Origin of the sequence: Deinococcus taeanensis, assembly GCF_020229735.1 — a bacterium.
Classification (GTDB): domain Bacteria; phylum Deinococcota; class Deinococci; order Deinococcales; family Deinococcaceae; genus Deinococcus; species Deinococcus taeanensis.
Genome location: NZ_CP083458.1, coordinates 48,201 through 68,142 on the forward strand (window position 1 = coordinate 48,201; position 19,942 = coordinate 68,142).

General features: G+C 69.4%; 17 protein-coding genes and 1 pseudogene. 11 read left to right on the plus strand and 7 right to left on the minus strand.

What is annotated here, in order from left to right; translation table 11 throughout:
- Window positions 1–163: 163 nt before the first annotated feature.
- From LAJ19_RS17970 to LAJ19_RS17985, 4 genes are all read right to left on the minus strand, one after another.
- The gene (locus tag LAJ19_RS17970; RefSeq protein ID WP_225524204.1) at window positions 164–373 is read right to left on the minus strand and encodes a DUF2171 domain-containing protein; all 210 of its coding nucleotides are present in this window, start codon (window positions 371–373) and stop codon (window positions 164–166) included.
- A complete protein-coding gene (locus tag LAJ19_RS17975; RefSeq protein ID WP_225524205.1) occupies window positions 370–834 on the minus strand; it encodes a manganese catalase family protein in 465 nt (154 codons plus the stop codon). The genes LAJ19_RS17970 and LAJ19_RS17975 overlap by 4 nt, the downstream gene beginning before the upstream one ends.
- A 592-nt stretch (window positions 835–1,426) precedes the next feature.
- The gene (locus LAJ19_RS17980; protein ID WP_225524206.1) at window positions 1,427–1,699 is read right to left on the minus strand and encodes a hypothetical protein; all 273 of its coding nucleotides are present in this window, start codon (window positions 1,697–1,699) and stop codon (window positions 1,427–1,429) included.
- 28 nt (window positions 1,700–1,727) lie between these two features.
- Window positions 1,728–3,284 (minus strand): sensor domain-containing diguanylate cyclase, encoded by a 1,557-nt coding sequence (locus LAJ19_RS17985; protein WP_225524207.1) that lies wholly within the window; start codon window positions 3,282–3,284, stop codon window positions 1,728–1,730.
- A gap of 203 nt (window positions 3,285–3,487) precedes the next feature.
- Between LAJ19_RS17985 and LAJ19_RS17990 the strand changes: the two genes are divergently transcribed.
- Window positions 3,488–3,982 carry a YciE/YciF ferroxidase family protein gene (locus LAJ19_RS17990; RefSeq protein WP_225524208.1) on the plus strand — a complete coding sequence of 165 codons (495 nt, stop codon included), beginning with the start codon at window positions 3,488–3,490 and terminating at the stop codon, window positions 3,980–3,982.
- A 43-nt stretch (window positions 3,983–4,025) separates the two neighbouring features.
- On the opposite strand, the gene LAJ19_RS17995 is transcribed toward LAJ19_RS17990, so the two are convergent.
- Window positions 4,026–5,069 (minus strand): LacI family DNA-binding transcriptional regulator, encoded by a 1,044-nt coding sequence (locus tag LAJ19_RS17995; protein WP_225524209.1) that lies wholly within the window; start codon window positions 5,067–5,069, stop codon window positions 4,026–4,028.
- 237 nt (window positions 5,070–5,306) lie between these two features.
- Here LAJ19_RS17995 and LAJ19_RS18000 point away from each other — a divergent pair, with 237 nt between their 5' ends.
- The 7 genes from LAJ19_RS18000 to LAJ19_RS18030 all read left to right on the plus strand — a co-directional run bounded on the left by LAJ19_RS18000 (window position 5,307) and on the right by LAJ19_RS18030 (window position 12,906).
- On the plus strand, window positions 5,307–6,635 hold the full coding sequence (locus LAJ19_RS18000; RefSeq protein WP_225524210.1) for an ABC transporter substrate-binding protein: 1,329 nt from the start codon (window positions 5,307–5,309) through the stop codon (window positions 6,633–6,635).
- An 83-nt stretch (window positions 6,636–6,718) separates the two neighbouring features.
- On the plus strand, window positions 6,719–7,639 hold the full coding sequence (locus LAJ19_RS18005) for a carbohydrate ABC transporter permease (protein ID WP_225524211.1): 921 nt from the start codon (window positions 6,719–6,721) through the stop codon (window positions 7,637–7,639).
- A 2-nt stretch (window positions 7,640–7,641) separates the two neighbouring features.
- The gene (locus LAJ19_RS18010) at window positions 7,642–8,472 is read left to right on the plus strand and encodes a carbohydrate ABC transporter permease (protein ID WP_225524212.1); all 831 of its coding nucleotides are present in this window, start codon (window positions 7,642–7,644) and stop codon (window positions 8,470–8,472) included.
- Entirely contained in the window at window positions 8,469–9,515 is a 1,047-nt protein-coding gene (locus LAJ19_RS18015) for a zinc-dependent alcohol dehydrogenase family protein (protein WP_225524213.1), read from the plus strand. The genes LAJ19_RS18010 and LAJ19_RS18015 overlap by 4 nt, the downstream gene beginning before the upstream one ends.
- Complete coding sequence (locus LAJ19_RS18020) at window positions 9,512–10,258, plus strand: glucose 1-dehydrogenase (protein ID WP_225524214.1); 747 nt, start codon at window positions 9,512–9,514, stop codon at window positions 10,256–10,258. Before LAJ19_RS18015 ends, LAJ19_RS18020 begins: the two co-directional genes overlap by 4 nt.
- A 70-nt stretch (window positions 10,259–10,328) precedes the next feature.
- Window positions 10,329–11,393, plus strand: a complete 1,065-nt coding sequence (locus LAJ19_RS18025) for an NAD(P)-dependent alcohol dehydrogenase (RefSeq protein ID WP_225524215.1) — start codon at window positions 10,329–10,331, stop codon at window positions 11,391–11,393.
- Window positions 11,383–12,906, plus strand: a complete 1,524-nt coding sequence (locus tag LAJ19_RS18030; RefSeq protein WP_225524216.1) for an FGGY-family carbohydrate kinase — start codon at window positions 11,383–11,385, stop codon at window positions 12,904–12,906. Before LAJ19_RS18025 ends, LAJ19_RS18030 begins: the two co-directional genes overlap by 11 nt.
- 165 nt (window positions 12,907–13,071) lie before the next feature.
- On the opposite strand, the pseudogene LAJ19_RS22190 reads toward LAJ19_RS18030, so the two are convergent.
- Both LAJ19_RS22190 and LAJ19_RS18040 read right to left on the minus strand, forming a co-directional pair.
- Window positions 13,072–14,379 (minus strand): annotated as a pseudogene (locus tag LAJ19_RS22190) (NCS2 family permease).
- A 174-nt stretch (window positions 14,380–14,553) separates the two neighbouring features.
- On the minus strand, window positions 14,554–15,810 hold the full coding sequence (locus LAJ19_RS18040; RefSeq protein WP_225524217.1) for a helix-turn-helix domain-containing protein: 1,257 nt from the start codon (window positions 15,808–15,810) through the stop codon (window positions 14,554–14,556).
- 143 nt (window positions 15,811–15,953) lie between these two features.
- Here LAJ19_RS18040 and hpaE point away from each other — a divergent pair, with 143 nt between their 5' ends.
- The 3 genes from hpaE to hpaD are packed head-to-tail and all read left to right on the plus strand — an operon-like array spanning window position 15,954 to window position 19,937.
- The gene (gene hpaE / locus LAJ19_RS18045; protein WP_225524218.1) at window positions 15,954–17,486 is read left to right on the plus strand and encodes a 5-carboxymethyl-2-hydroxymuconate semialdehyde dehydrogenase; all 1,533 of its coding nucleotides are present in this window, start codon (window positions 15,954–15,956) and stop codon (window positions 17,484–17,486) included.
- A 1-nt stretch (window position 17,487) separates the two neighbouring features.
- On the plus strand, window positions 17,488–18,966 hold the full coding sequence (gene hpaB / locus LAJ19_RS18050; protein ID WP_225524219.1) for a 4-hydroxyphenylacetate 3-monooxygenase, oxygenase component: 1,479 nt from the start codon (window positions 17,488–17,490) through the stop codon (window positions 18,964–18,966).
- Window positions 18,966–19,937 (plus strand): 3,4-dihydroxyphenylacetate 2,3-dioxygenase, encoded by a 972-nt coding sequence (gene hpaD / locus LAJ19_RS18055; protein ID WP_432804260.1) that lies wholly within the window; start codon window positions 18,966–18,968, stop codon window positions 19,935–19,937. The genes hpaB and hpaD overlap by 1 nt, the downstream gene beginning before the upstream one ends.
- Window positions 19,938–19,942 lie beyond the last annotated feature (5 nt).

Sequence of the window (19,942 nt, forward strand, 5' to 3'; positions counted from 1 at the left end):
ATCCGAATCCTGGCCGCGTAGCCCAGTCTGCAAGGACACAGCTCGATCAGCCGCTTCGCACAGCCGGAGATGCGCGGGCTCACCTGAAGCCCCGGCCCCCACTCGGTTCGTGGACACGGGCCGGGCACACGCGCTGAGGGCCCGGCTTCACCCGGCGCGCGGCCTAGAGCAGCCCCTTGAGTTCGTGTTCCGTGATGTTCAGGTATACGGCGTCCCCAACGTTCTGCACCGAGTCCAGGGGAATGAAATGGTGGTGCCCATCTGGTTTGACTTCCGTGCGTATGTACAGGCCGTCGACCTCGTCCACGATTCCCGCCACCACACCGTCACTGCACACGATTTTCAGGCCTGCCCGGATGTCTGCCTGCGTCATTTTCTGTCCTCCTGGCCCGTGCCTGGGGCCTGTTCCTGCTGCACCTGGGCGTAACTTGCGGGTGCGGACGGGGCGAGCTGCCCCTCCTTGCCGAGCGACGCGCCGGTCGTCCAGCAGCCTTCCGGTGGCGCGGTGCCGTGCACGCCGGTCAGCGGGACGTCGTAACTGAATTTCACGTGCTCCACCTCCTGCTTAAGCGAACTTGGAATGGGTAGCGTGCCCTCGAGCCTGCCCACCTCTTCAATCACGGCCAGCCACTGCTGCTGGTGCATGGTGCCGCGTGCAATCAGGAACCTCAGCATGTCCCGGGACTTCACGGGGCCATGGGCGCTGAAGGCCTGGAAGAGGTTTTGCAGGCACGCGCAAATTTCGCCTCCCGCCCCGCCCGTAGCCCGCCATCGCACCCGTGCGAAACGGAAAACAGGGGTATCGCTCCGGACGGGGTTGTCCCAGTAGAGCATGCTGTTCTTTAGGAAGGCCAGGGCATGGCACCCTGCTTATCGTGAATGGATGGGGTCGACGGCTGTGGTGAGGCCCTGCCCAGCTTCACCCGCAGGGCGTCCCCCAGCCATGAGCGGCCGTTCAAGGCGCCTGCGGAAATCCCCGCAGCTGAAATCTACTTTTCCCGAAGGCGCGTTAACCGTTTCGTCGACACGTCAACCCGAAGGACGTCGGCCACTGCCTGATCAGGAGAATTCTGACTTCTTAGAGCGCTGGCGTGCCTGCTCAGATCGATTCCAGGAGCCCGTCTATGGCGGGGCGCTGGGCTGACCGCTGCCGGTCATGGGATGCCGGTGCCCGTCTGCTGCTTGGGGCGGCGTGCCACCGCCCACCACACCAGTTCGCCCAGCCTGGCTTGCACGTCAGGGGTCGGGAGCTGAGTTCCCGTAGGGGTGAGTCCTGCTGCCACGCGGCGGTGAAGTCGTGACCCTGCTATGTATGCTGCTGCGAGCGGCGCGGACTGGGCCGCCGTCGGGCTTGACGTCAGGCGTCCAGCCGAAGGGCCAGGCAAAAGGAAACTCAATGTCTGAGGGGCACAGGGGAGGAGGTGCGTCAGCTGTGGTTGGGCCGCTCTTCCGGGCACGGCTCGATGAATTCCACGTCCAGCCAGTCCTCGGCGGCTCCCAGGTCATCTCCGGAACTCACAAGCTGCTCGCGCCATAGCGCCCAGACGGCCGCGCGCAGATCGTCGTGGCAGCCCAGCAGGTCGGCCAAGTACGCCCGCGTTTCCGGGATGGGCGCGTTCCGGGCGCTGCCGTGATCGGCGCGGTACGCGGCGTCCAGCAGGTCGGCGATTTCTACGGGCGTCAGGGCGGGTTCGGTCATGACGGCACCCTACCCGAGTTGGTGCCGGTCAGGACGTGTGCGCTGCGGTCTGCCGGTGGTACCTCTGGGCCTGCCGGCGCCGTTTCTCGGTGTACATCGCTTCGTCCGTCTGGTGAAGCAGGCCCAGCACACCGCCGGCCGGGCAGGGGCCTGCCGGGACGGCCGTGACACCCACGCTGGCTCCCAGTGAGACGGTCGTCACCTGACGCGCCGCGAGCACCGCGATGTCCACGTGTTCGAGCGTGTCGTCTTCACTAAGGGAATCCAACAGCAGGGCGAACTCGTCACCGCCGTACCGGTAGGCGCGGCCGTGCTCGCGAATCTCGTGGTGCAGGGCCGCTGCGAAGACCTGCAGCACCCGGTCACCCTGCCCGTGCCCTTCCACGTCATTGACCTGCTTGAAGCCGTCCAGGTCGATGAGGGCGAGGGTGAAGGACCCGCCGGTCTGCACGCGGGCGGCAAGTTCATCGTCGAACGCGCGGCGGTTCGGGATGCCGGTCAGCGGGTCCTGCCGGGCGGCCTGCTGACTGGCGTCAAGGGTGGTCTGGCGGACCAGGGCGGCGCGGACGCTCCGGCCGGCGGCGTCCAGCAGGGCGCGGTCACTGGCGCGCCACGCGTCGCGGCTGCCCCGCTCGGCACGCACGGCGATCAGGAGGTACGTGGTGTCACCGTGCTGCCCGAGCGGCACCCACGCCGCGGCTTTCAGTCCTGCGGCCACGCCGTCCGGCAGGGCGCCCGGGTGCGTGGCGTAGTCGTCGAGGTACGTGGTTTTCGTGACGTGACGCAGGCTGCGGGTGACCCCGCCCGCCAGGGCGGGCAGGCGCTCGGCAAAGTCCAGCAGGGCGGGGTTGGTGCCGGGCTGGTGGTGCGCGACCTGAATGGTCATCTGATCGTTCTGGAACGCGATGAGGCCCGTCCAGTCGGCGTACACTGCTTCGCCCAGCGCGCCGGCGACGGTCAGGGTGACTTCCTGTGGGGTGAGGCTGGCGTCGAGCAGGGCGTTGATGTGTTCCAGCACCTCGGCGTGCGCCACGACCTGCTGCAGGTCGTGCAGCTGGTGCTTCTGGCTGCTCACGTGACCTTCCAGCGTGCGGACCTGCAGGCGCAGTTCGAGTTCATCCACGGCCAGGGCGGCGAGGTCCTGAAGGGCCGCTTCGTCCTCGGGGTCCAGGGTGCGGGGTTCGGAGCTGAAAACGCACAGTGTACCGATGTTATGCCCGCCTGGCGTGATGAGGGGGGCGCCGGCGTACATGCGGACCTGCGGGTCGCCCAGCACCATGCGGCTGTTCCTGAATCTGGGGTCCTGCCGGGCGTCGGGGACGCTCAGGACGCTGTCGCCCAGGATGGTCCAGGCGCACAGTGAATCTTCACGCGGGGCGGCGGTGTCGCAGACGCCGAAACAGGATTTCCCCCATTGCCGGTCCTGATCCACGAAGTTCAGGGCGACGCCGGGGACACGCAGCGTCCGCGCTGTCAGGCGGGTCAGGCGGTCGAAGGTCTCCTCGCTGGCGGTGTCGAGAATGTCGTACCGCGCGAGCGCCAGCAGGCGCGCGTATTCCTGCTCTGGCAGTGGGGCGCTCGTCATGGGTGGAGTGTACCGGCGCCTTCCTTTCAGAGTTCTTGCTTGGCCACTGCGGCGCGCACACACTGGGGCCTTCATGTGAACTTCAGTCCGTCACACTCCCGGCCTGAGGAGGTCACCAACGGTCGTTCATGCGTTTATGGCCCGCCGCGCCAGTGGGCTGCGTGAGCATGGCGGCGCAACACCCGGCAGAACAAGGAGGCAAGATGACCGCGTTGAACGAACTGAAGGACCTGTACGTTGAGCAGCTTCGTGACCTGCACTCGGCGGAAACGCAGCTGCTGACCGCCCTGCCCAGGATGGAGGCGGCGGCCACGGACCCTCAGCTGAAAGCCGGTTTTCACCTGCACCTGGAGCAGACCCAGCAGCAGGTGAACCGTCTGGAGTCCATCTTCGCTGATCTGGGTGTGTCGCCGGGCGGTCACGTGTGCAAGGCCATGCAGGGCCTGATCGCTGAGGGTGCGGAGATGATCGGGACGCAGGCGCCGCCCGCCGTGAAGGACGCCGGCCTGATCGCCTGCGCGCAGCGCGTGGAGCACTACGAGATCGCCGGGTACGGCACGGTGGCGCGTTACGCGCAGGTCCTGGGGTTGCAGCAGCACCTGGAGACGCTGCGCGCCACCGAGGTGGAGGAGAAGCAGACGGACACCAAACTGACTGAACTGTCCGACACCATCAACCAGGCTGCCCTGCGCGGCTGAAGCAGGGTCGGCTATTTGTCCGTGGCACCGCCCGGTCTGCCTCTCAGGGCGGGCCGGGCGGTCCCCGTGTGATGGCCGGTGCCGGCGGGGGTGCGGTGCTGCCGCGCTGGATCAGGCGGGCCGTCAGCACGACGTGCGGGCCGGGCAGCTCGCCGTGGCCGAGCAGCGCGAGCATCTGGCGGGCGGCCTGCTCGGCCATGGCTTCGACGGGCTGTTCGAGGACGGTGATGGGCGGGTCCACGAGGCTCGTCCAGGGGTAGTTGTCGAAGGTGACGAGACTCAGGTCATGCGGGAGGCGCAGGCCGCGTTCACGCAGCGCGCGGTACGCGCCGGACGCCTGCGCGCCGGTCAGCGCAATCAGGGCGGTGGGGGGCGCGGGCAGGTTCAGCAGGTCGTGGGTCAGGCGGTAGGCGGTGTCTTCGGTGAGCAGTGTGATCTGCTGGTATTCGGCCGGTACGGTGAGGCCCAGGGCGTTCATGATGTCGGGAAAGGCGCGGCTGCGTTCCTCGGGGTGAATCACCGGGTGGTACGTGCCGAGCGCGGCGATGCGGCGGTGGCCCAGGGCGTGCAGGTGGGTCACGGCCTCGCGCATGGCGCCGGCGTTGTCGAGGGTGACGCTGGGCGCGTCGTGGTGGGGCGGGCGGTAGTCGAATTCGGTGATGGCGACGCCGCGCGAGAGGAGCCGGGCGAGGTACTCGTGACTGTCCTGCCCGTAGCCGGGGCGGAGCATGATGCCCGCGACGCGCTGACCGTACAGGCGGCGCAGTTCGGGCAGTTCGCGCTGGGCGCTGTATTCGTTCTCGCTGAGGATCAGGGTGTAGCCGGCTTCGGCCAGGACGTGGGCGGTGGTGCGGGCGAACTGCGCGAAGAAAGGTTCGAGAATGCTGCCGACGATCAGGCCGACGGTGGTGCTCTGGCCGCCGCGGAGGCTGCCGGCGCGCTGGTCGGGTTCGTAGTGCAGCTGCGCGATGGCCTGCTGGACGCGGGCGAGGGTGTCCGGCGTGAGTTTGTCGGGCTCTTTCAGGGCGCGTTTGGCGGTGGTGGGGGAGACGCCGGCCAAGCGGGCGACGTCCTGAATGGTAGACACGCGTGAATTGTAGGTGCTGGCGCCCTCCGCACTCAAGGGGTGGACTCGAGACCATTTTCACTTGTTGCCTCCAGGGGTAGCACCTGTAGACAGATCGAAAGAGGTATGGTTCACTAATGGACACGAGACCATTCGCTTTGATTCAGGTGAGCCGTCACCTGAAACCGCGCTGCTGACCCGGACGCGGCCGCCCCACGTCACTGCCCCACGCCGGGCAGCTTCACCTGGAGGAACCCCATGCACCGAATTGCCCTGCTGGCCCTGACCGCCGCCCTGAGCACCCAGGCCACCGCCGCGACCATCACCATCGCTACCGTGAACAACCCTGACATGGTCACCATGCAGAAGCTCACCCCCGAGTTCAACAAGAAATACCCGGACATCCAGGTCAAGTGGGTCACCCTCCCCGAAAACGAACTGCGGCAGAAAATCACCCTGGACGTCGCCAGCGGCGCCGGCTCCTTCGACATCGCCACCGTGGGCGCGTACGAAGTGCCGATCTGGGCCAAGAACGGCTGGCTTGCCCCCCTCACGCCGCTGTTCGCCAAGAACGCCGCCCTGGCCAAGAGCTACAACGTCGCCGACATTCTCCCAGGCGTCCGCTCGGCCCTCACCGTCAACGGCAACCTGTACGCCGTGCCCTTCTACGCCGAGAGCTCCATGACCTTCTACAACAAGGACCTCTTCAAGGCCGCCGGCCTCACCATGCCTGCCAACCCCACCTGGACGCAGGTGCAGACCTTCGCCAGCAAGATCCACAATCCCGCCAAGGGCGTGTACGGCGTGTGCCTGCGCGGCCTGCCCGGCTGGGGCGAGAACATGGCCCTGTTCTCCACCATGGTGAACACCTTCGGCGGCCGCTGGTTCGACCCGAGCTGGCAGGCGCAGCTGAACAGCCCGGCCTGGAAGAACGCCATGACCTTCTACGTGAATCTCGTCAAACGCTACGGCCCTCCCGGCGCCACCGGCAACGGCTTTACCGAGAACCTCACCCTGATGAGCCAGGGCAAGTGCGGCATGTGGGTGGACGCCACCGTCGCCGCCGGCTTCCTCAGCGATCCCAGCAGCAGCAAGATCACGAAGTCCGTCGGTTTCGCCGCCGCGCCCACCAGCACCACCCCCCGCGGCAGCAACTGGTACTGGAGCTGGAACCTCGCCATTCCCAAGAGCACCAAACAGGAAGACGCGGCCTTCAAGTTCATCACCTGGGCCACCAGCCAGGAGTACATCGCCCTGGTCGCCAAAACCAAGGGCACCTGGGCCAGCGTCCCCCCCGGCACCCGCACCAGCACGTACAGCAACGCCAACTACAAGAAGGCCGCCGGGGCGTTCAGCGGCCAGGTGCTCAGCGCCATCAACCGCGCCGACGTGAACAAGGCCACCAAGGACCCCGTGCCGTACACCGGCATCCAGTACGTCGCCATTCCTGAATTCCAGGCGCTCGGCACGCAGGTCGGCCAGTACCTCGCCGGCGCCCTGAGCGGCCAGTACAGCGTTGACCAGGCCCTGAAACTCGCCCAGGACGCCGCGACCAAAACCGCGCGCGAAGGCGGCTATCAGAAGTAAGGCGCCCCGCACCGCCACACCCGGGGAGGCCCGCGGCGACGCGCCCGGCCTCCCCAACCCGTCCCACCGCAGGAGGTGACCCCATGACCGCGACCGCCGCCGCCCACGCCGGTACACGCCCCTCACCCAAACGCGGACTGCGCCTGACGCCCATGGCCCTGATCTGGCCGGCGATGCTGTACCTGATCCTCACGACGCAGGTGCCGTTCTTCATGACGGTGTACTACTCCTTCTTCCGGTACAACCTCGCCATTCCCGGCGCGCGGCCCTTCGTGGGCCTGGACAACTACCGCAACCTGCTGAGTGACCCGCAGAACCTGCACATCCTCGGCAACACCGTCGTGCTGGCCGGCGGCACCCTGCTGCTCACGCTGCTGCTGGGCGCCACGCTGGCCCTGCTGCTCAACCGGGACTTCCCCGGGCGGGCCCTGCTGCGCACCCTGCTGATCTCGTCGTTCCTGATCATGCCGGTCGTCACGGCCGTCGTGTGGAAGAACATGCTCCTGAACCCCGTGTTCGGCTTCTTCTCCTGGCTCGTCACCCGGCTGGGCGGCCACCCCGTCGACTGGCTGGCGCAGTACCCCATGGCGAGCGTCATCGGCATGATCACCTGGGAGTGGACGCCCTTCGCCATGCTGATCCTCCTGACCGGCCTGCAGAGCCTCCCGGACGACCAGCTTGAAGCCGCGCGCCTCGACGGCGCCAGCCCCTGGCAGGAATTCCGGTACGTGGTGCTGCCCCACTGGACGCAGGCGATCCAGGTGGTGGTCCTGATGGAAACCATCGCGCTGCTGCAGGTGTACGGCGAGATCTACGGCTCCACGTCCGGCGGACCCGGCATCGCCACCACGAACCTGCCGTACTTCATCTACCAGAAGGCCTTCGCCGAGTACAACATCGGCCTCGCCAGCGCCGCAGGCGTGATCACCGTGGTGCTCACGAACCTGCTCGCCGTGTACCTGCTGAAACTCATCAGCCGCACCCACAGCGGCCGGGGAGACTGACCATGCCCGCACCCCACCTGCCCCGTCACCGCCTGCAGGGCGGCCTGCTGACCCTGCTCACCTACCTGCTCGCCCTGGCGTTCCTGTTCCCGCTGGTGTGGATGTTCATGGCCGCCTTCAAGACCGAAGCGCAGGCCTTCGCCGTTCCGCCCGTGTTCGTCTTCACGCCCGTCTTCGAGAACTTCCAGCACGCCCTGGGCAGTTACTTTCCGGCGCTGCGCAACTCGCTTGTGGCCGCAGTGGGCAGCACCGTGCTCGCGTTCATCCTGGGCCTGCCGGCCGCCTTCGCGCTCGCGGTGTACCCCACCCGGCGCGCGCAGGGCGTGCTCACGTGGATGCTCTCCACGAAATTCATGCCGGCCGTCGGCGTGATCGTGCCGCTGTTCCTGCTGTTCCGCAACCTCCACCTGCTCGACACCCTCCCGGGACTGATCCTGATGTACACCACCATGAACCTCCCGCTGGTCGTGTGGATGATGCACTCCTACATGACCGAGATCCCCTACGCCATCTACGAGGCCGCGAAGGTGGACGGCGCCAGCGTCGCCCAGGAGTTCTTCGGCATTGCCATGCCGCTCTCCACGCCCGGCATGGCCGCCACCGCCCTGCTGTGCCTGATTTTCGCGTGGAACGAGGTGTTCTTCGCCCTGAACCTCACGAACAGCGACGCGGCGCCGCTGAGCGTATTCATCAGCCAGTTCAAGACCAGCGAGGGCCTGTTCTGGGCGCAGATGAGCGCCGCCGCCACCCTCACCGTGCTGCCGGTCCTGATCTTCGGCTGGGTGGCGCAGCGTCAACTGGTGCGCGGCCTGAGCTTCGGAGCTGTGAAATGACCCGCACCATGCCCGCCGCCGTGATCACCGCCCCCGGCCAGGTGGAGCAGCGCGAACTGCCCGTCCCTGACCCCGGCCCCGGCCAGGTGCGGATCCGCGTTCACGCCACCGGCGTGTGCGGCACCGACCTGCACCTGCTGCACGGCCATTTCGGCGCGCAGTTCCCGCTGGTCGCCGGCCACGAGATCAGCGGCACCGTCGACGCCGTGGGCGCCGGCGTGCTGAACGTCCGGGAGGGCGACCCCGTCACCGTGGACCCCAACCTGTACTGCGGGCAGTGCCACGCCTGCCAGCGCGGCCTGTTCCAGCACTGCGAGCACCACGAGGCGCTCGGGGTCACGCTGCCCGGCGGCTTCGCCACCCACACCCTGTGCCCCGCCACGAACGTGTACCCCGCCCACGGCCTCACCCTGGACCAGGCGGCGTTCGCAGAACCGCTGGGCTGCGTGGCGTGGGGCATGCAGCGCCTGCGGCCCCGCCCCGGCAGCACCGCCCTGGTGTTCGGCGCGGGCGCCATCGGGCTGCTGCTCATGCAGGGCCTCCAGGCGAGCGGCTGCAGCCGCGTGACCGTCGTGGATCCCGTCGAGGGCCGCCTCGCCCTGGCGCGCACCCTGGGCGCCACGCACACCCTCACCCCGCACGCCGCGCTGCGCGAGGAACTCCTCGACCTCTTCCCGCACGGCTTCGACGTGACGAGCGAAGCGACTGGGGTGCCTGACGTCGTGCAGGGCCTTCCCGCCCTGACCGCCGTGGGCGGCAGCGTCCTGGTGTTCGGCGTGGCCCCCGAAGGCGCCACCGTCGCCCTGAGCCCCTACGACCTGTTCCAGCGCGACCTCACCGTTCTGGGGTCCTTCGCGCTCAACCAGACCGTGCCCCTCGCGCTGGAATGGCTGCGCGCCGGGCGCGTGAACGTGGACCCGCTCATCACGCACCGCCTGCCGCTCACGGGGGTGGAGGACGCCCTCAACATGAAAGCCCGCCCCGGCCTGCAGGGCGCACAGAAGGTCCTGATCAGCCCCCACGCCCCCCAGGAGACCGCATGAGCATCCTTGATCTGTTCCGCCTGGACGGCCGCCACGCCGTCGTGACCGGCGCCGCGCAGGGCATCGGCTTCGAGATTGCCCGCGGGCTCGCCGAAGCCGGCGCGCGCGTCACGATTGCCGACCTGAACCCCGACGTGGGCCATGACGCCGCGCGCAGCATCGGCGCGGCCTTCGAACCGCTCAACGTCACCGATCCGGCCGCCGCGACCGCCCTCGCCGCGAAACTGGGCGGCGCCGACATTCTCGTGAACAACGCCGGAATCGTCCGCAACACCCCGGCCGAAGACACCCCGGATGACGACTGGACGGCCGTGATGCGCGTGAACCTCGACGGGGTGTTCTGGTGCTGCCGGGCCTTCGGACAGCACATGCTCGCCCAGGGCCGGGGCAGCATCGTCAGCACCGCCAGCATGAGCGGCCTGATCAGCAATCACCCGCAGCCGCAGGCGGCGTACAACGCCAGCAAGGCCGGCGTGATTCACCTCACCCGTTCCCTCGCCGGGGAGTGGGCCTCCCGCGGCGTGCGCGTGAACTGCGTCGCGCCCGGCTACACCGCCACGCCCCTCACCAAGCGCGGCCTGGAGACCCCCGAGTGGCGCGAGACCTGGCTGAAGGAAACCCCGATGGGCCGCCTCGCCGAACCCGCCGAGATCGCCCCGGCCGTGCTGTACCTCGCCAGTGACGCCGCCAGTTTCGTCACCGGGCACGCCCTGGTCGTCGACGGCGGCTACACCTGCTGGTAGGTCCCGACCCCCTGAACCGCGCCGGGCGCGGCGGGTGACGCCGCGCCTCCACCGGCCTGAAAGGACTGCTATGACCCTGACCTCAAGAACGTCCGTCCTGTCCGGGCACCGCACCCTGTCCTTCGAGGACCGCGCCGTGCCCGCCCCCGGCCCGCGCGAAGTGCGCGTGCAGGTAAAACGCATCGGGGTGTGCGGCAGCGACGTGCACTACTACACGCACGGCCGCATTGGTGCCTTCGTGGTGCAGGGCCCACTGGTCCTGGGCCACGAGGTGAGCGGCGTGGTCGACGCAGTCGGCCCCGGCGTCACGCACGTGCAGCCCGGCGACCGCGTGGCCCTGGAACCCGGCGTGCCCTGCCGCCGCTGCGCGTACTGCAAGCAGGGCGCGTACAACCTCTGCCCGGACATGACCTTCATGGCCACGCCCCCCGTGAACGGCGCCCTGAGCGAGTTCGTGCTGTGGCCCGACGACTTCGTGTTCCCCGTGCCGGACACGGTCAGTGACGACGCCGCCGCCCTCCTCGAACCCCTGGCAGTGGGCCTGTGGGCCGCCCGGAAGGGCGACGTGCGCCCGGGCCACACGGTCGCGGTGCTGGGCGCCGGCCCGATCGGTTGCACCACCGTGATGGCCGCCCGGGCGGCCGGCGCCACCACCATCATCGCCGTGGACCTGGAGGACTTCCGGCTGGACCTCGCGCGGCGTTCCGGCGCCACGCACACCTTCAATGCCCGCCAGGGCGACCCGCTGGCCTTCATCCGGAACCTCACGCACGGCGGCCTGCCCGCCTCGCACGCCGGGGTGGACGTCGCCTTCGAGACCGCCGGCAGCCTGCCTACCACCCGCCTGACGCTCGCCGCCCCAAAACCCGGCGGGGTGGCCGTACTGGTGGGCCTGCCGCCCGACCCGGAAGTGACGCTCGACATCGTGAGTGCCGCGAGCCGCGAAGTGACCCTGCGCGGGGTGTTCCGCTACGCCAACTGCTACCCGGCGGCCGTGCAGCTGGCCGCGAGTGGCGCTGTGGACCTCGACGCTCTCGTGACCCACCGGTATCCGTTCACGCGGACCCCGGACGCCTTTGCCTTCGCGGACGCCGAGAAGCGCAGCAGCATGAAGGTCATGATCGATGTCAGCTGACCCGGCGCGAGACCTGCTGATCGGGGTGGACGTCGGCACCTACTCCAGCAAGGGCGTCCTGACCGACCTGCGCGGCACGGTGCTGCGCCAGGTGACGCGGACGCATGACATCCACGTGCCTCAGCACGGCCACGTGGAACAGGACGCCGACGCCGTGTGGTGGGCCGACGCGCAGCAGCTGATCCGCACGCTGCTGCAGGGCGTCGACCCCGCGCGGGTGGCGGGGGTGGCGTGCAGCGCGATCGGGCCGACCGTGCTGCCGCTCGACTCGCACGGCCGGCCGCTGCGCCCCGGGATCCTCTACGGCGTGGACACCCGCGCCCAGGCGCAGATCGACGCGCTCAACCGCGAACTGGGCGAAGCCCGCCTCTTCGCGCACAGCGGCATGGCCCTGACCAGCCAGGCCACCGGCCCCAAGATCCGCTGGCTGCGCGAGCACGAACCCGGCGTCTGGGCCCGGACCCACACGCTCACCACCGCCAGCAGCTACCTCACCTACCGCCTGACCGGCCGCCACGTCATGGACCACCACACCGCCGCGCACTGCATGCCGCTGTACGACCCCCGCACCCGCCAGTGGTCGCCGGCGTTCAGCGCCGCGGTGCTCGGCGACCGGGACCTGAGCCGGCTGCCGGACCTGGCGTGGAGTGACGAGCGGGCCGGGGAGGTCACGCCCGAAGCCGGCGCCCTGACCGGCCTGCGCCCCGGCACGCCCGTGGCGGTGGGCACGGTGGACGCCCTGGCCGAGGCGCTCAGTGTGGGCGTGCGGGCCCCGGGTGACCTGATGCTCATGTACGGCTCCACCACGTTCTTCGTGCTGGTGCAGGCGGCCGCCACGCCGGACCCGCGGGTGTGGTCGGTGGGCGGCGCGTTTCCCGGGCAGGTGAACCTCGCGGCCGGCATGGGCACCACCGGCAGCCTGACGCGCTGGATGGCCGACGAGTTCGCGCGGGACCTGCCGACCGAGCAGGCCTACGACGCGCTGTTCGCGGCCGCGCGGGACCTGCCGCCCGGCGCGCAGGGGCTGCTGTGCCTGCCGTACTTCAGCGGGGAACGCACGCCCATCAACGACCCGCAGGCGCGCGGGGTCATCGCGGGCCTGACCCTCTCGCACACCCGGGCGCACCTGTTCCGCGCGGCGCTGGAGGGCGTGGCGTTCGGCATTCGCCACAACCTGGAGGCCTTTGCGGCGCTGGGTGCCGACGTCCGCCGCGTGGTGGCCGTGGGCGGCGGCACGAAAGGCCGGCTCTGGCTGCAGATCGTCAGTGATGTCACCGGCGAGACCCAGCACGTCCCCCCGGTGACGGTCGGGGCGAGTTACGGCGACGCCTTCCTCGCCGGGCTGGCTGCCGGGGTCCTGACCCGGGACGACCTGACCACCTGGGTGGGCCCCGGCCAGCCGGTCACGCCCAATCCCGCGCACCGCGCCCGGTACGACCAGCTGTACAGCCTGTACCGCGACCTGTACCAGCAGACGCGCCCGACAGTGCACGCCCTGAGCGACCACCCCTGAGGCGCCCGCCGGTGGGCAGGCCCAGCGGGCAGACCAGCAGGCGCTGGCCAGGCCTCCCGGGGCACGGCCGCCTGTCAGGCTCCTGGCCCTGAGTCTGCTGGTCTGCCCTGCGCAGACGCACGAGGCGGCCCGGGGATCCGGGCCGCCTGGGATCCGCCGCTGCCGCTACTCGCTGGCCAGGAAAACGTAGCGGGCCGGCAGCAGCGCCGCGACGCCGTACAGGATCGGGCTCACCTGCCGGCCGCGCCGGGCGAGCACCTTCACGGCGCAGTACGTGATCACGCCAAAACTCACGCCGTTGGCGAGACTGAAATCAGCGGCATGGCCACGATGGTCAGGAAGGCCGGCAGACTCTCGCGGAGGTCCTCCCAGTCAATAAAGCGCACGCCGTCCATCATCAGGGCGCCGACCAGAATCAGGGCGGGTGCGGTGGCTGCGCCGGGAATCGCGGCGGCCAGCGGCCACAGGAACATGCTCAGCAGAACAGGACGCCGACCGTCACGGCCGTCAGGCCCGTGCGGCCCCCCTCGCCGATCCCGCTGGCGCTTTCCACGTACGCTGTGGTGGTGCTGGTGCCCATAAACGCCCCGAACATGGCGGCCAGGCCGTCCACGGCGAAGGTGCGCCGGGCGCGCGGCATGTCACCGCGTTCATCCAGGTAGCGGCTTTTCTGCGCCAGGCTGGTGAGGGTGCCGGTCGCGTCGAAGAAATCAACAAAGAAGAACGTGAACACCACGCTCAGCAGGCCGAGGCCCACGGCGCCCGCGAGGTCCAGCTGCCCCACCAGGCTCGCGGGTCACACAGGACTGTCCAGCACGCCCAGCCCCTGCCTGGTGAAGCCCGGGAAGGCCTGGAGCGCGTCGTCCGGTCCGCCCGCGTACACCGGGAGGCGCAGCGCGATCGCCGCGGCGCTGGTGAGCAGGATGCCCCACAGCACGGCCCCCTTTACGCGCCGGACCATCAGCGCGGCCGTGATCAGCACGCCCGCGACCGTCAGGACGGCGCCGGGCGCCGTAAGGTGGCCCAGACCCACGATGGTGGCCGGGTGCTGACCACGATGCCGGCGCTGCGCAGCCCCAGGAAGGCCAGGAACACGCCGATGCCGGCCGTGATGGTGAATTTCTGGCCCAGCGGAATGGCCCGCACGGTCGCCTGCCGGGCACCGAGCACGCTGAGCAGCGCTCCGGAGATGAACACCGCCCCCAGCGCCGTCTGCCACGGCACCCCCAGGCCCTGCACGACGGTGAAGGCAAAAAAGGCGGTCAGGCCCATGCCGGGCGCCTGCGCGAAGGGATAGCGGGCCACGAGGCCCATGGCGAGCGATCCGAAGGCCGAGGCGATCGCCGTGGTCATAAGCAGCTGCACGAACGCGTTCGGCACGGGAATCGCGGCGGACAGCAGTTGGGGATTCACGAACAGGATGTAACTCATGGTCAGAAACGTTGTGATGCCCGCGCGGAGCTCCTGCGCCACGCTGCTGCCCGCAGCACTCAGGCCGAAAAACCGGTCGAGGGCACTCTGGTGGGGGTGGATGTGGTCAGGGCAAGCCTCCTGGGGGCCGCCCCGGAGCGGGACAGCACGAAGGACGCATTACAGCACCCCCGGCCTGCGGCCCATGCCGGGTTCCCTGAGCCGGTAACGGTCCGCTCAGGACGTGGACCGCAGGGCGCCCGAGGTGCCGGTCGCGTGAAACGCGAGGTACGCGCGGGTCACGACGGCCGGATCACTCAGCGGGCCGCCCAGCACGCCTTCCAGCCGCCGCAGCCGGTAGCGCAGGGTGTTCAGGTGCACGTTGAGGGTGCCGGCCAGCTCGGCCAGGGAGCCGCTGTGCGCGAGGTAGGTCCGCAGGGTGAGTTCCAGCTTGCCGTCCGGGTCGGTCGTGAGCAGGCGGGCGCGCAGCTGCTCGCTCAGGGCGTGCCGGGCGGCGCTGTCCAGCACCGACTGCAGCGGGTCGAGGTGCTCGAAGGTCACGGCGGAGCGCGCTCCGCGCGCCTCGTCCAGCGCCTGTTCGGCCTGCCGCAGGGCGCGCCGCACCAGCGCTGCGTCCGGGTGCGGCTGGCTGACGCCCAGGCGGAAGTCGCGGGGCGTGGCGTTCAGCAGCGCGGCGTGCAGGCCGGCGGCCTCGCCCTGCGGGTCACGCGTGAACCACAGCCACAGCGCCAGTTCGCCCCGCACCGTCGTGAGGCACGTGAGGTTCCGGCGGTAGAAGTAGCCTTCTCCGACGCTGCACAGCACGTCCAGCTGCTGCTCGCGGCCTTCACGCATCCGCGCGGAACGGGCAGGCGGGCCGGTCAGGCGCAGCGCCGCCAGGACCGCCCGGGTGCCGGGCGCAAACGCGCCGGGCTCGCCGGACAGCAGGGTCTCGAACTGCCGTTCGCCCACGCGCCGCCGCGCGGCGCCCGCGGCGGCCGCCTGAAGGCGCGCGAGGCGCAGCAGGTCCGCGATCAGGGCCGCGAGGTCCCCCCAGCCGGGCGCCGCCTGAAGGTGCAGTGTGCCCACCGGGCGGCGCTCGAAGGCAAGCGGCACCTCGTACTGCTCGGCGCCGGGCGGCGCGTCCCCTTCGCTGGCGACCAGGTCCCCCCAGCTTGAGCGCACCGTGGCCTGCCCACCGGTCACCTGGGCCAGCCAGCGGGCCAGTGCGGCTTCCGGTTGCGCGCTGTCCAGGGCCCGCTGCGCGTCCTGCAAGAGGGCCCGCAGGGCCGGCAGCTGCGGCCGGAGCCGGGCGGCGCTCAGGCGCAGGAACGCCGCGCGCAGCGCCCCGGCTGACACCCCGGGCAGGGCGCGGGCGGCCTCGTCCAGGGTGGTTACCTCCCCGTCCGGTCCGGCCGCCAGTCCCAGTTCGGCCCGCAGGGCAGGCAGCCGCACCGCCATGGCAGTTTCGTCAGGGACAGGGTCGGGCGTCACGCCTGCATTGTAGAAACACACAACGGCCCTTGTCATTTGTGTGCATTTGCCGCTTGAGCCGCTGCCCGGCGGGGCCTACGCTGCAGTGAAGCTCAACTCAACCGCACCGGGCGCCCCGCCGCCCCCACGTCCCTGGAGGGTTCATGACCGTCACTCCCCCCGTCTCTGCTCCCCTGGAAAGCCTCGAACGGCGCCTCCGCTCGCCGCTGCTGCACTTCATCGGTGGTCACTGGGTGCCGTCACACTCCGGCGACACCTTCGACTTCCACGCGCCCAGCGACAACCGCCGCCTGGGTGTGGCCGCCAGCGGGGACGCCACCGATATCGACCGCGCCGCCCGCGCCGCGCACGACGCCTTCCCGGCGTGGCGCGCCCTGAGCGGCAGGAAGCGCCGGGCGCTGCTGTACCGCGTGGCGGACCTGATCGAGGCGCGCGCCACTGAAATTGCCACCGCGGAGAGCGTGGACACCGGACAGGCCATCCGCTTCATGAAATCAGCCGCCACGCGCGCCGCCGAGAATTTCCGCTTCTTCGCGGACCGTGCCGAGGCCGCGCAGGACGGCCTGAGCCTCCCCACCGAAGGGTTCCTGAACTACACCGTCCGGCAGCCCGTCGGGCCGGTGGGCGTGATTACCCCGTGGAACACGCCGTTCATGCTGTCCACCTGGAAGATCGCGCCGGCGCTCGCGGCCGGGTGCACCGTGGTGCATAAGCCCGCCGAGTGGAGCCCCGTAACCGCCACCCTCCTCGCGGAGATCATGCACGAAGCGGGCCTTCCCGCCGGCGTGGTGAACCTCGTGCACGGTTTCGGCGAGTCTGCCGGCCGGGCCCTGACGGAGCACCCGCTGATCAGGGCCATCGCGTTCATCGGGGAGAGCCGCACCGGCAGCCTGATCCAGAAACAGGGCGCCGACACCCTTAAACGCGTGCACCTGGAGCTTGGCGGGAAGAACCCGGTCGTGGTGTTCGACGACGCCGACCTGGACCGCGCGCTCGACGCCGCCGTGTTCATGATCTACTCCCTGAACGGCCAGCGCTGCACGTCCTCCAGCCGCCTGCTGGTGCAGCGCAGCGTGCACGACGCCTTCGTGGACCGCCTTGCCGAGCGTGTGGCGCACATCCGCGTGGGTGATCCCCTCGACCCCGCCACGGAGGTCGGGCCGCTGATTCACCCGCGGCAGTTCGAGAAGGTCTGCTCCTACTTCGATGCGGCCCGTGAGGACGGCGCCACCATCCGCGTGGGCGGCGAACGCATCGGCGACACCGGCAACTACGTGCGCCCCACGCTGTTCACGAACGCCCGCAACGACATGCGCATTGCGCAGGAGGAGATCTTCGGCCCGGTCCTGACCGTGATCCCCTTCGACACGGACGAGGACGCCCTGCGCATGGCCAACGACGTGCCCTACGGTCTGGCGGCGTACCTCTGGACGAACGATCTCACGCGCGCCCACACCTTCGCGCACGGCCTGGACAGCGGCATGATCTGGGTGAACAGCGAAAACGTCCGCCACCTGCCCACCCCGTTCGGCGGCATGAAAGCCAGCGGCATCGGCCGCGACGGCGGGGACTACTCCTTTGACTTCTACATGGAAACCAAAAACGTCGCCATCAACCTCAACGGGCACCGCGCGCAGCAGCTCGGCCTGCCCCGGCCCGACCCGAAGGAGCAGTGACATGGCCCGCACCGGACAGCAGTTCCTCGACCGCCTGAGGCACAACCCCCCGAACCTGTACGTGGACGGCGCGCCTGTGACCGACCCCACCACGCACCCCGCCACCCGCAACATCGCCCATTCGCTCGCGGACCTGTACGACCTGCAGCACGATCCCCGCTACCGGGACCTGCTGACCTTCGAAGAGAACGGCGAGCGGCACGCCACGGCCTTCCTGGTGCCCCGCACGAAGGACGACCTGCGCAAGATCGGCGAGGCACACCGGCTGCGCGCCGACTACTCGCTCGGCACCCTGGGCCGCGCGCCGGACTACATGAACACCAACGTCATGGCCGCCGGCATGGCCAGCGCGTACTTCGACCAGTGCGAAAGCAGCGGTGAGCCCGGATCGGGGCGCAACTTCAGTGAGAACATGCGCCGCTACTTCGAGTATGTCCGGGACCACGACCTGTGCCTCACGCACGCCCTGACGAACCCGCAGGTGAACCGCAGCAAGCAGGCGTCTGAACTGCCGGACCCCTACATCGCTATGGGCATCGTGGAGGAAACCGGGGCGGGCGTGATCGTGCGCGGCGCGCGGATGCTCGCCACACTCCCGATCGCCGACGAGATTCTGATTTTTCCCTCCACGGTCATCAAGGAGAACGGTGACCGCAGCCGCTACGCGATCGGCTTCGGCCTGCCGACCGACACGCCGGGTCTGTACTTCCAGTGCCGTGAACCCTTCGACCTGGGCCGCGACGTGGAGGACCACCCGCTGTCGAGCCGCTTCGACGAGCAGGACGCCTTCGTGATCTTCGACGACGTCCTGGTGCCCTGGGAACGGGTGTTCCTGATGTACGACATGACCCTCGCCAATCAGGCGTACGCCAAAACGGACGCGGTGCTGCACATGGCGTACCAGGTCGTGAACCAGAAGGTCAGCAAGACCGAGGCGTTCCTGGGGGTCGCGCAGGCCATCGTCGACACGGTCGGCAGCGGCCAGTTCCAGCACGTGCAGAGCAAGGTCAGCGAGATCATCGTGACGCTGGAAATCATGAAGGCCCTGCAGGTCGCGGCGGTCGAGGGTGCCTCACTGAACGCGTACGGCGTGATGACGCCCGCCCGCGGGCCGCTGGACGCCGCGCGCAACTACTACCCGGCGATCTACCCGCGCCTGAACGAGATTATTCAGCTGCTCGGCGCGTCGGGCATCATCATGATGCCGGGCCGGGCCGACCGCGAGGGGCCCCTGGGCGCCTTCATCGAGAAGCACCTGCAGGCCACGAACGCCAGCGCTGAGGACCGCCTGAAACTCTTCCGGCTGGCCTGGGACCTCACCCTGAGTGCCTTTGGCGCGCGGCAGAACCTCTACGAGAAGCACTTCTTCGGCGACCCCATCCGCATGCACAGCGCCCTGTACGAGGTCTACGACAAGGCCCCGTACGTCACACGGATCCGGCAGTTCCTGGCACAGACCCGGCAGGTCGCGGCGGACTGATGATGACCGTCCCCAACACCATCCGGATTGCCCACGGCATCTTCTACGTCACCGACCTCGCCGCGTCCCGCCACTTCTACGTGGACCTGCTGGGCCTGAACGTCCTGCACGAAACCGAGGGCGCGCTGTACCTGCGCGCCAACGAGGACCGCGAATGGACCCTGAAACTCGAACTTGCGCCCGAAGCGGGTGTCAAGCACCTCGCGTACCGCGTGGGCACGCCCGCCGACCTGGACGCCCTCACAGCGTTCCTGGACACCCAGGGCCTTCCCTACCGCTGGGAGACCGAAGTCGACCGTCCGCGCCTGCTGCGCTTTCAGGACCCCTACGGCGTGCCCGTCGCGTTCTACGCGGAGTCCGTCAAACACCCCTGGCTGCTGCAGGAGTACCACCTGCACCGCGGCGCGGGCCTGCAACGCATCGACCACATCAACGTCATGACGCCGGACGTACAGAGCGTGATGCGCTGGTACATGGATCACCTGGGGTTCCGCCTCAGCGAGTACACCGAGGACGATCACGGCCGCATCTGGGCGGCGTGGATTCAGCGCCGCGGCAGCGTGCACGACCTGGCGCTCACGAACGGCGCCGGGCCCCGGCTGCACCACTTCGCGTACTGGATGCCGGACATGCAGAGCATCATCCGCACCTGCGACATTCTCGCCGGGGCGCGCATGCCCGAGCACATCGAACGCGGCCCGGGCCGGCACGGCATCAGCAACGCCTTTTTCCTGTACATCCGCGACCCGGACGGCCACCGCATCGAGCTGTACACCAGCGACTACCTCACGGTCGACCCGGACTTCGAACCGATCCGCTGGCACCTGAACGACCCGCGCCGCCAGACGCTGTGGGGCGCCAGGACGCCAAAAAGCTGGTTTGAGGAAGGCTCGCTGCTCGAAGCCTACGGGGGCGGCTGGGTGCAGCCGCGCGAGAGTGAGCTGCAGGGCCTGCCCGTTCACGTGATCTAACCTTC

Excerpts from the sequence above, each read along its gene's own strand:
- LAJ19_RS17970 (WP_225524204.1), bottom strand. The coding sequence starts at position 373 with ATGACGCAGGCAGACATCCGGGCAGGCCTGAAAATCGTGTGCAGTGAC.
- LAJ19_RS17975 (WP_225524205.1), bottom strand. The coding sequence starts at position 834 with ATGCTCTACTGGGACAACCCCGTCCGGAGCGATACCCCTGTTTTCCGT.
- LAJ19_RS17980 (WP_225524206.1), bottom strand. The coding sequence starts at position 1,699 with ATGACCGAACCCGCCCTGACGCCCGTAGAAATCGCCGACCTGCTGGAC.
- LAJ19_RS17985 (WP_225524207.1), bottom strand. The coding sequence starts at position 3,284 with ATGACGAGCGCCCCACTGCCAGAGCAGGAATACGCGCGCCTGCTGGCG.
- LAJ19_RS17990 (WP_225524208.1), top strand. The coding sequence starts at position 3,488 with ATGACCGCGTTGAACGAACTGAAGGACCTGTACGTTGAGCAGCTTCGT.
- LAJ19_RS18000 (WP_225524210.1), top strand. The coding sequence starts at position 5,307 with ATGCACCGAATTGCCCTGCTGGCCCTGACCGCCGCCCTGAGCACCCAG.
- LAJ19_RS18005 (WP_225524211.1), top strand. The coding sequence starts at position 6,719 with ATGACCGCGACCGCCGCCGCCCACGCCGGTACACGCCCCTCACCCAAA.
- LAJ19_RS18010 (WP_225524212.1), top strand. The coding sequence starts at position 7,642 with ATGCCCGCACCCCACCTGCCCCGTCACCGCCTGCAGGGCGGCCTGCTG.
- LAJ19_RS18015 (WP_225524213.1), top strand. The coding sequence starts at position 8,469 with ATGACCCGCACCATGCCCGCCGCCGTGATCACCGCCCCCGGCCAGGTG.
- LAJ19_RS18020 (WP_225524214.1), top strand. The coding sequence starts at position 9,512 with ATGAGCATCCTTGATCTGTTCCGCCTGGACGGCCGCCACGCCGTCGTG.
- LAJ19_RS18025 (WP_225524215.1), top strand. The coding sequence starts at position 10,329 with ATGACCCTGACCTCAAGAACGTCCGTCCTGTCCGGGCACCGCACCCTG.
- LAJ19_RS18030 (WP_225524216.1), top strand. The coding sequence starts at position 11,383 with ATGTCAGCTGACCCGGCGCGAGACCTGCTGATCGGGGTGGACGTCGGC.
- hpaE (WP_225524218.1), top strand. The coding sequence starts at position 15,954 with ATGACCGTCACTCCCCCCGTCTCTGCTCCCCTGGAAAGCCTCGAACGG.
- hpaB (WP_225524219.1), top strand. The coding sequence starts at position 17,488 with ATGGCCCGCACCGGACAGCAGTTCCTCGACCGCCTGAGGCACAACCCC.
- hpaD (WP_432804260.1), top strand. The coding sequence starts at position 18,966 with ATGATGACCGTCCCCAACACCATCCGGATTGCCCACGGCATCTTCTAC.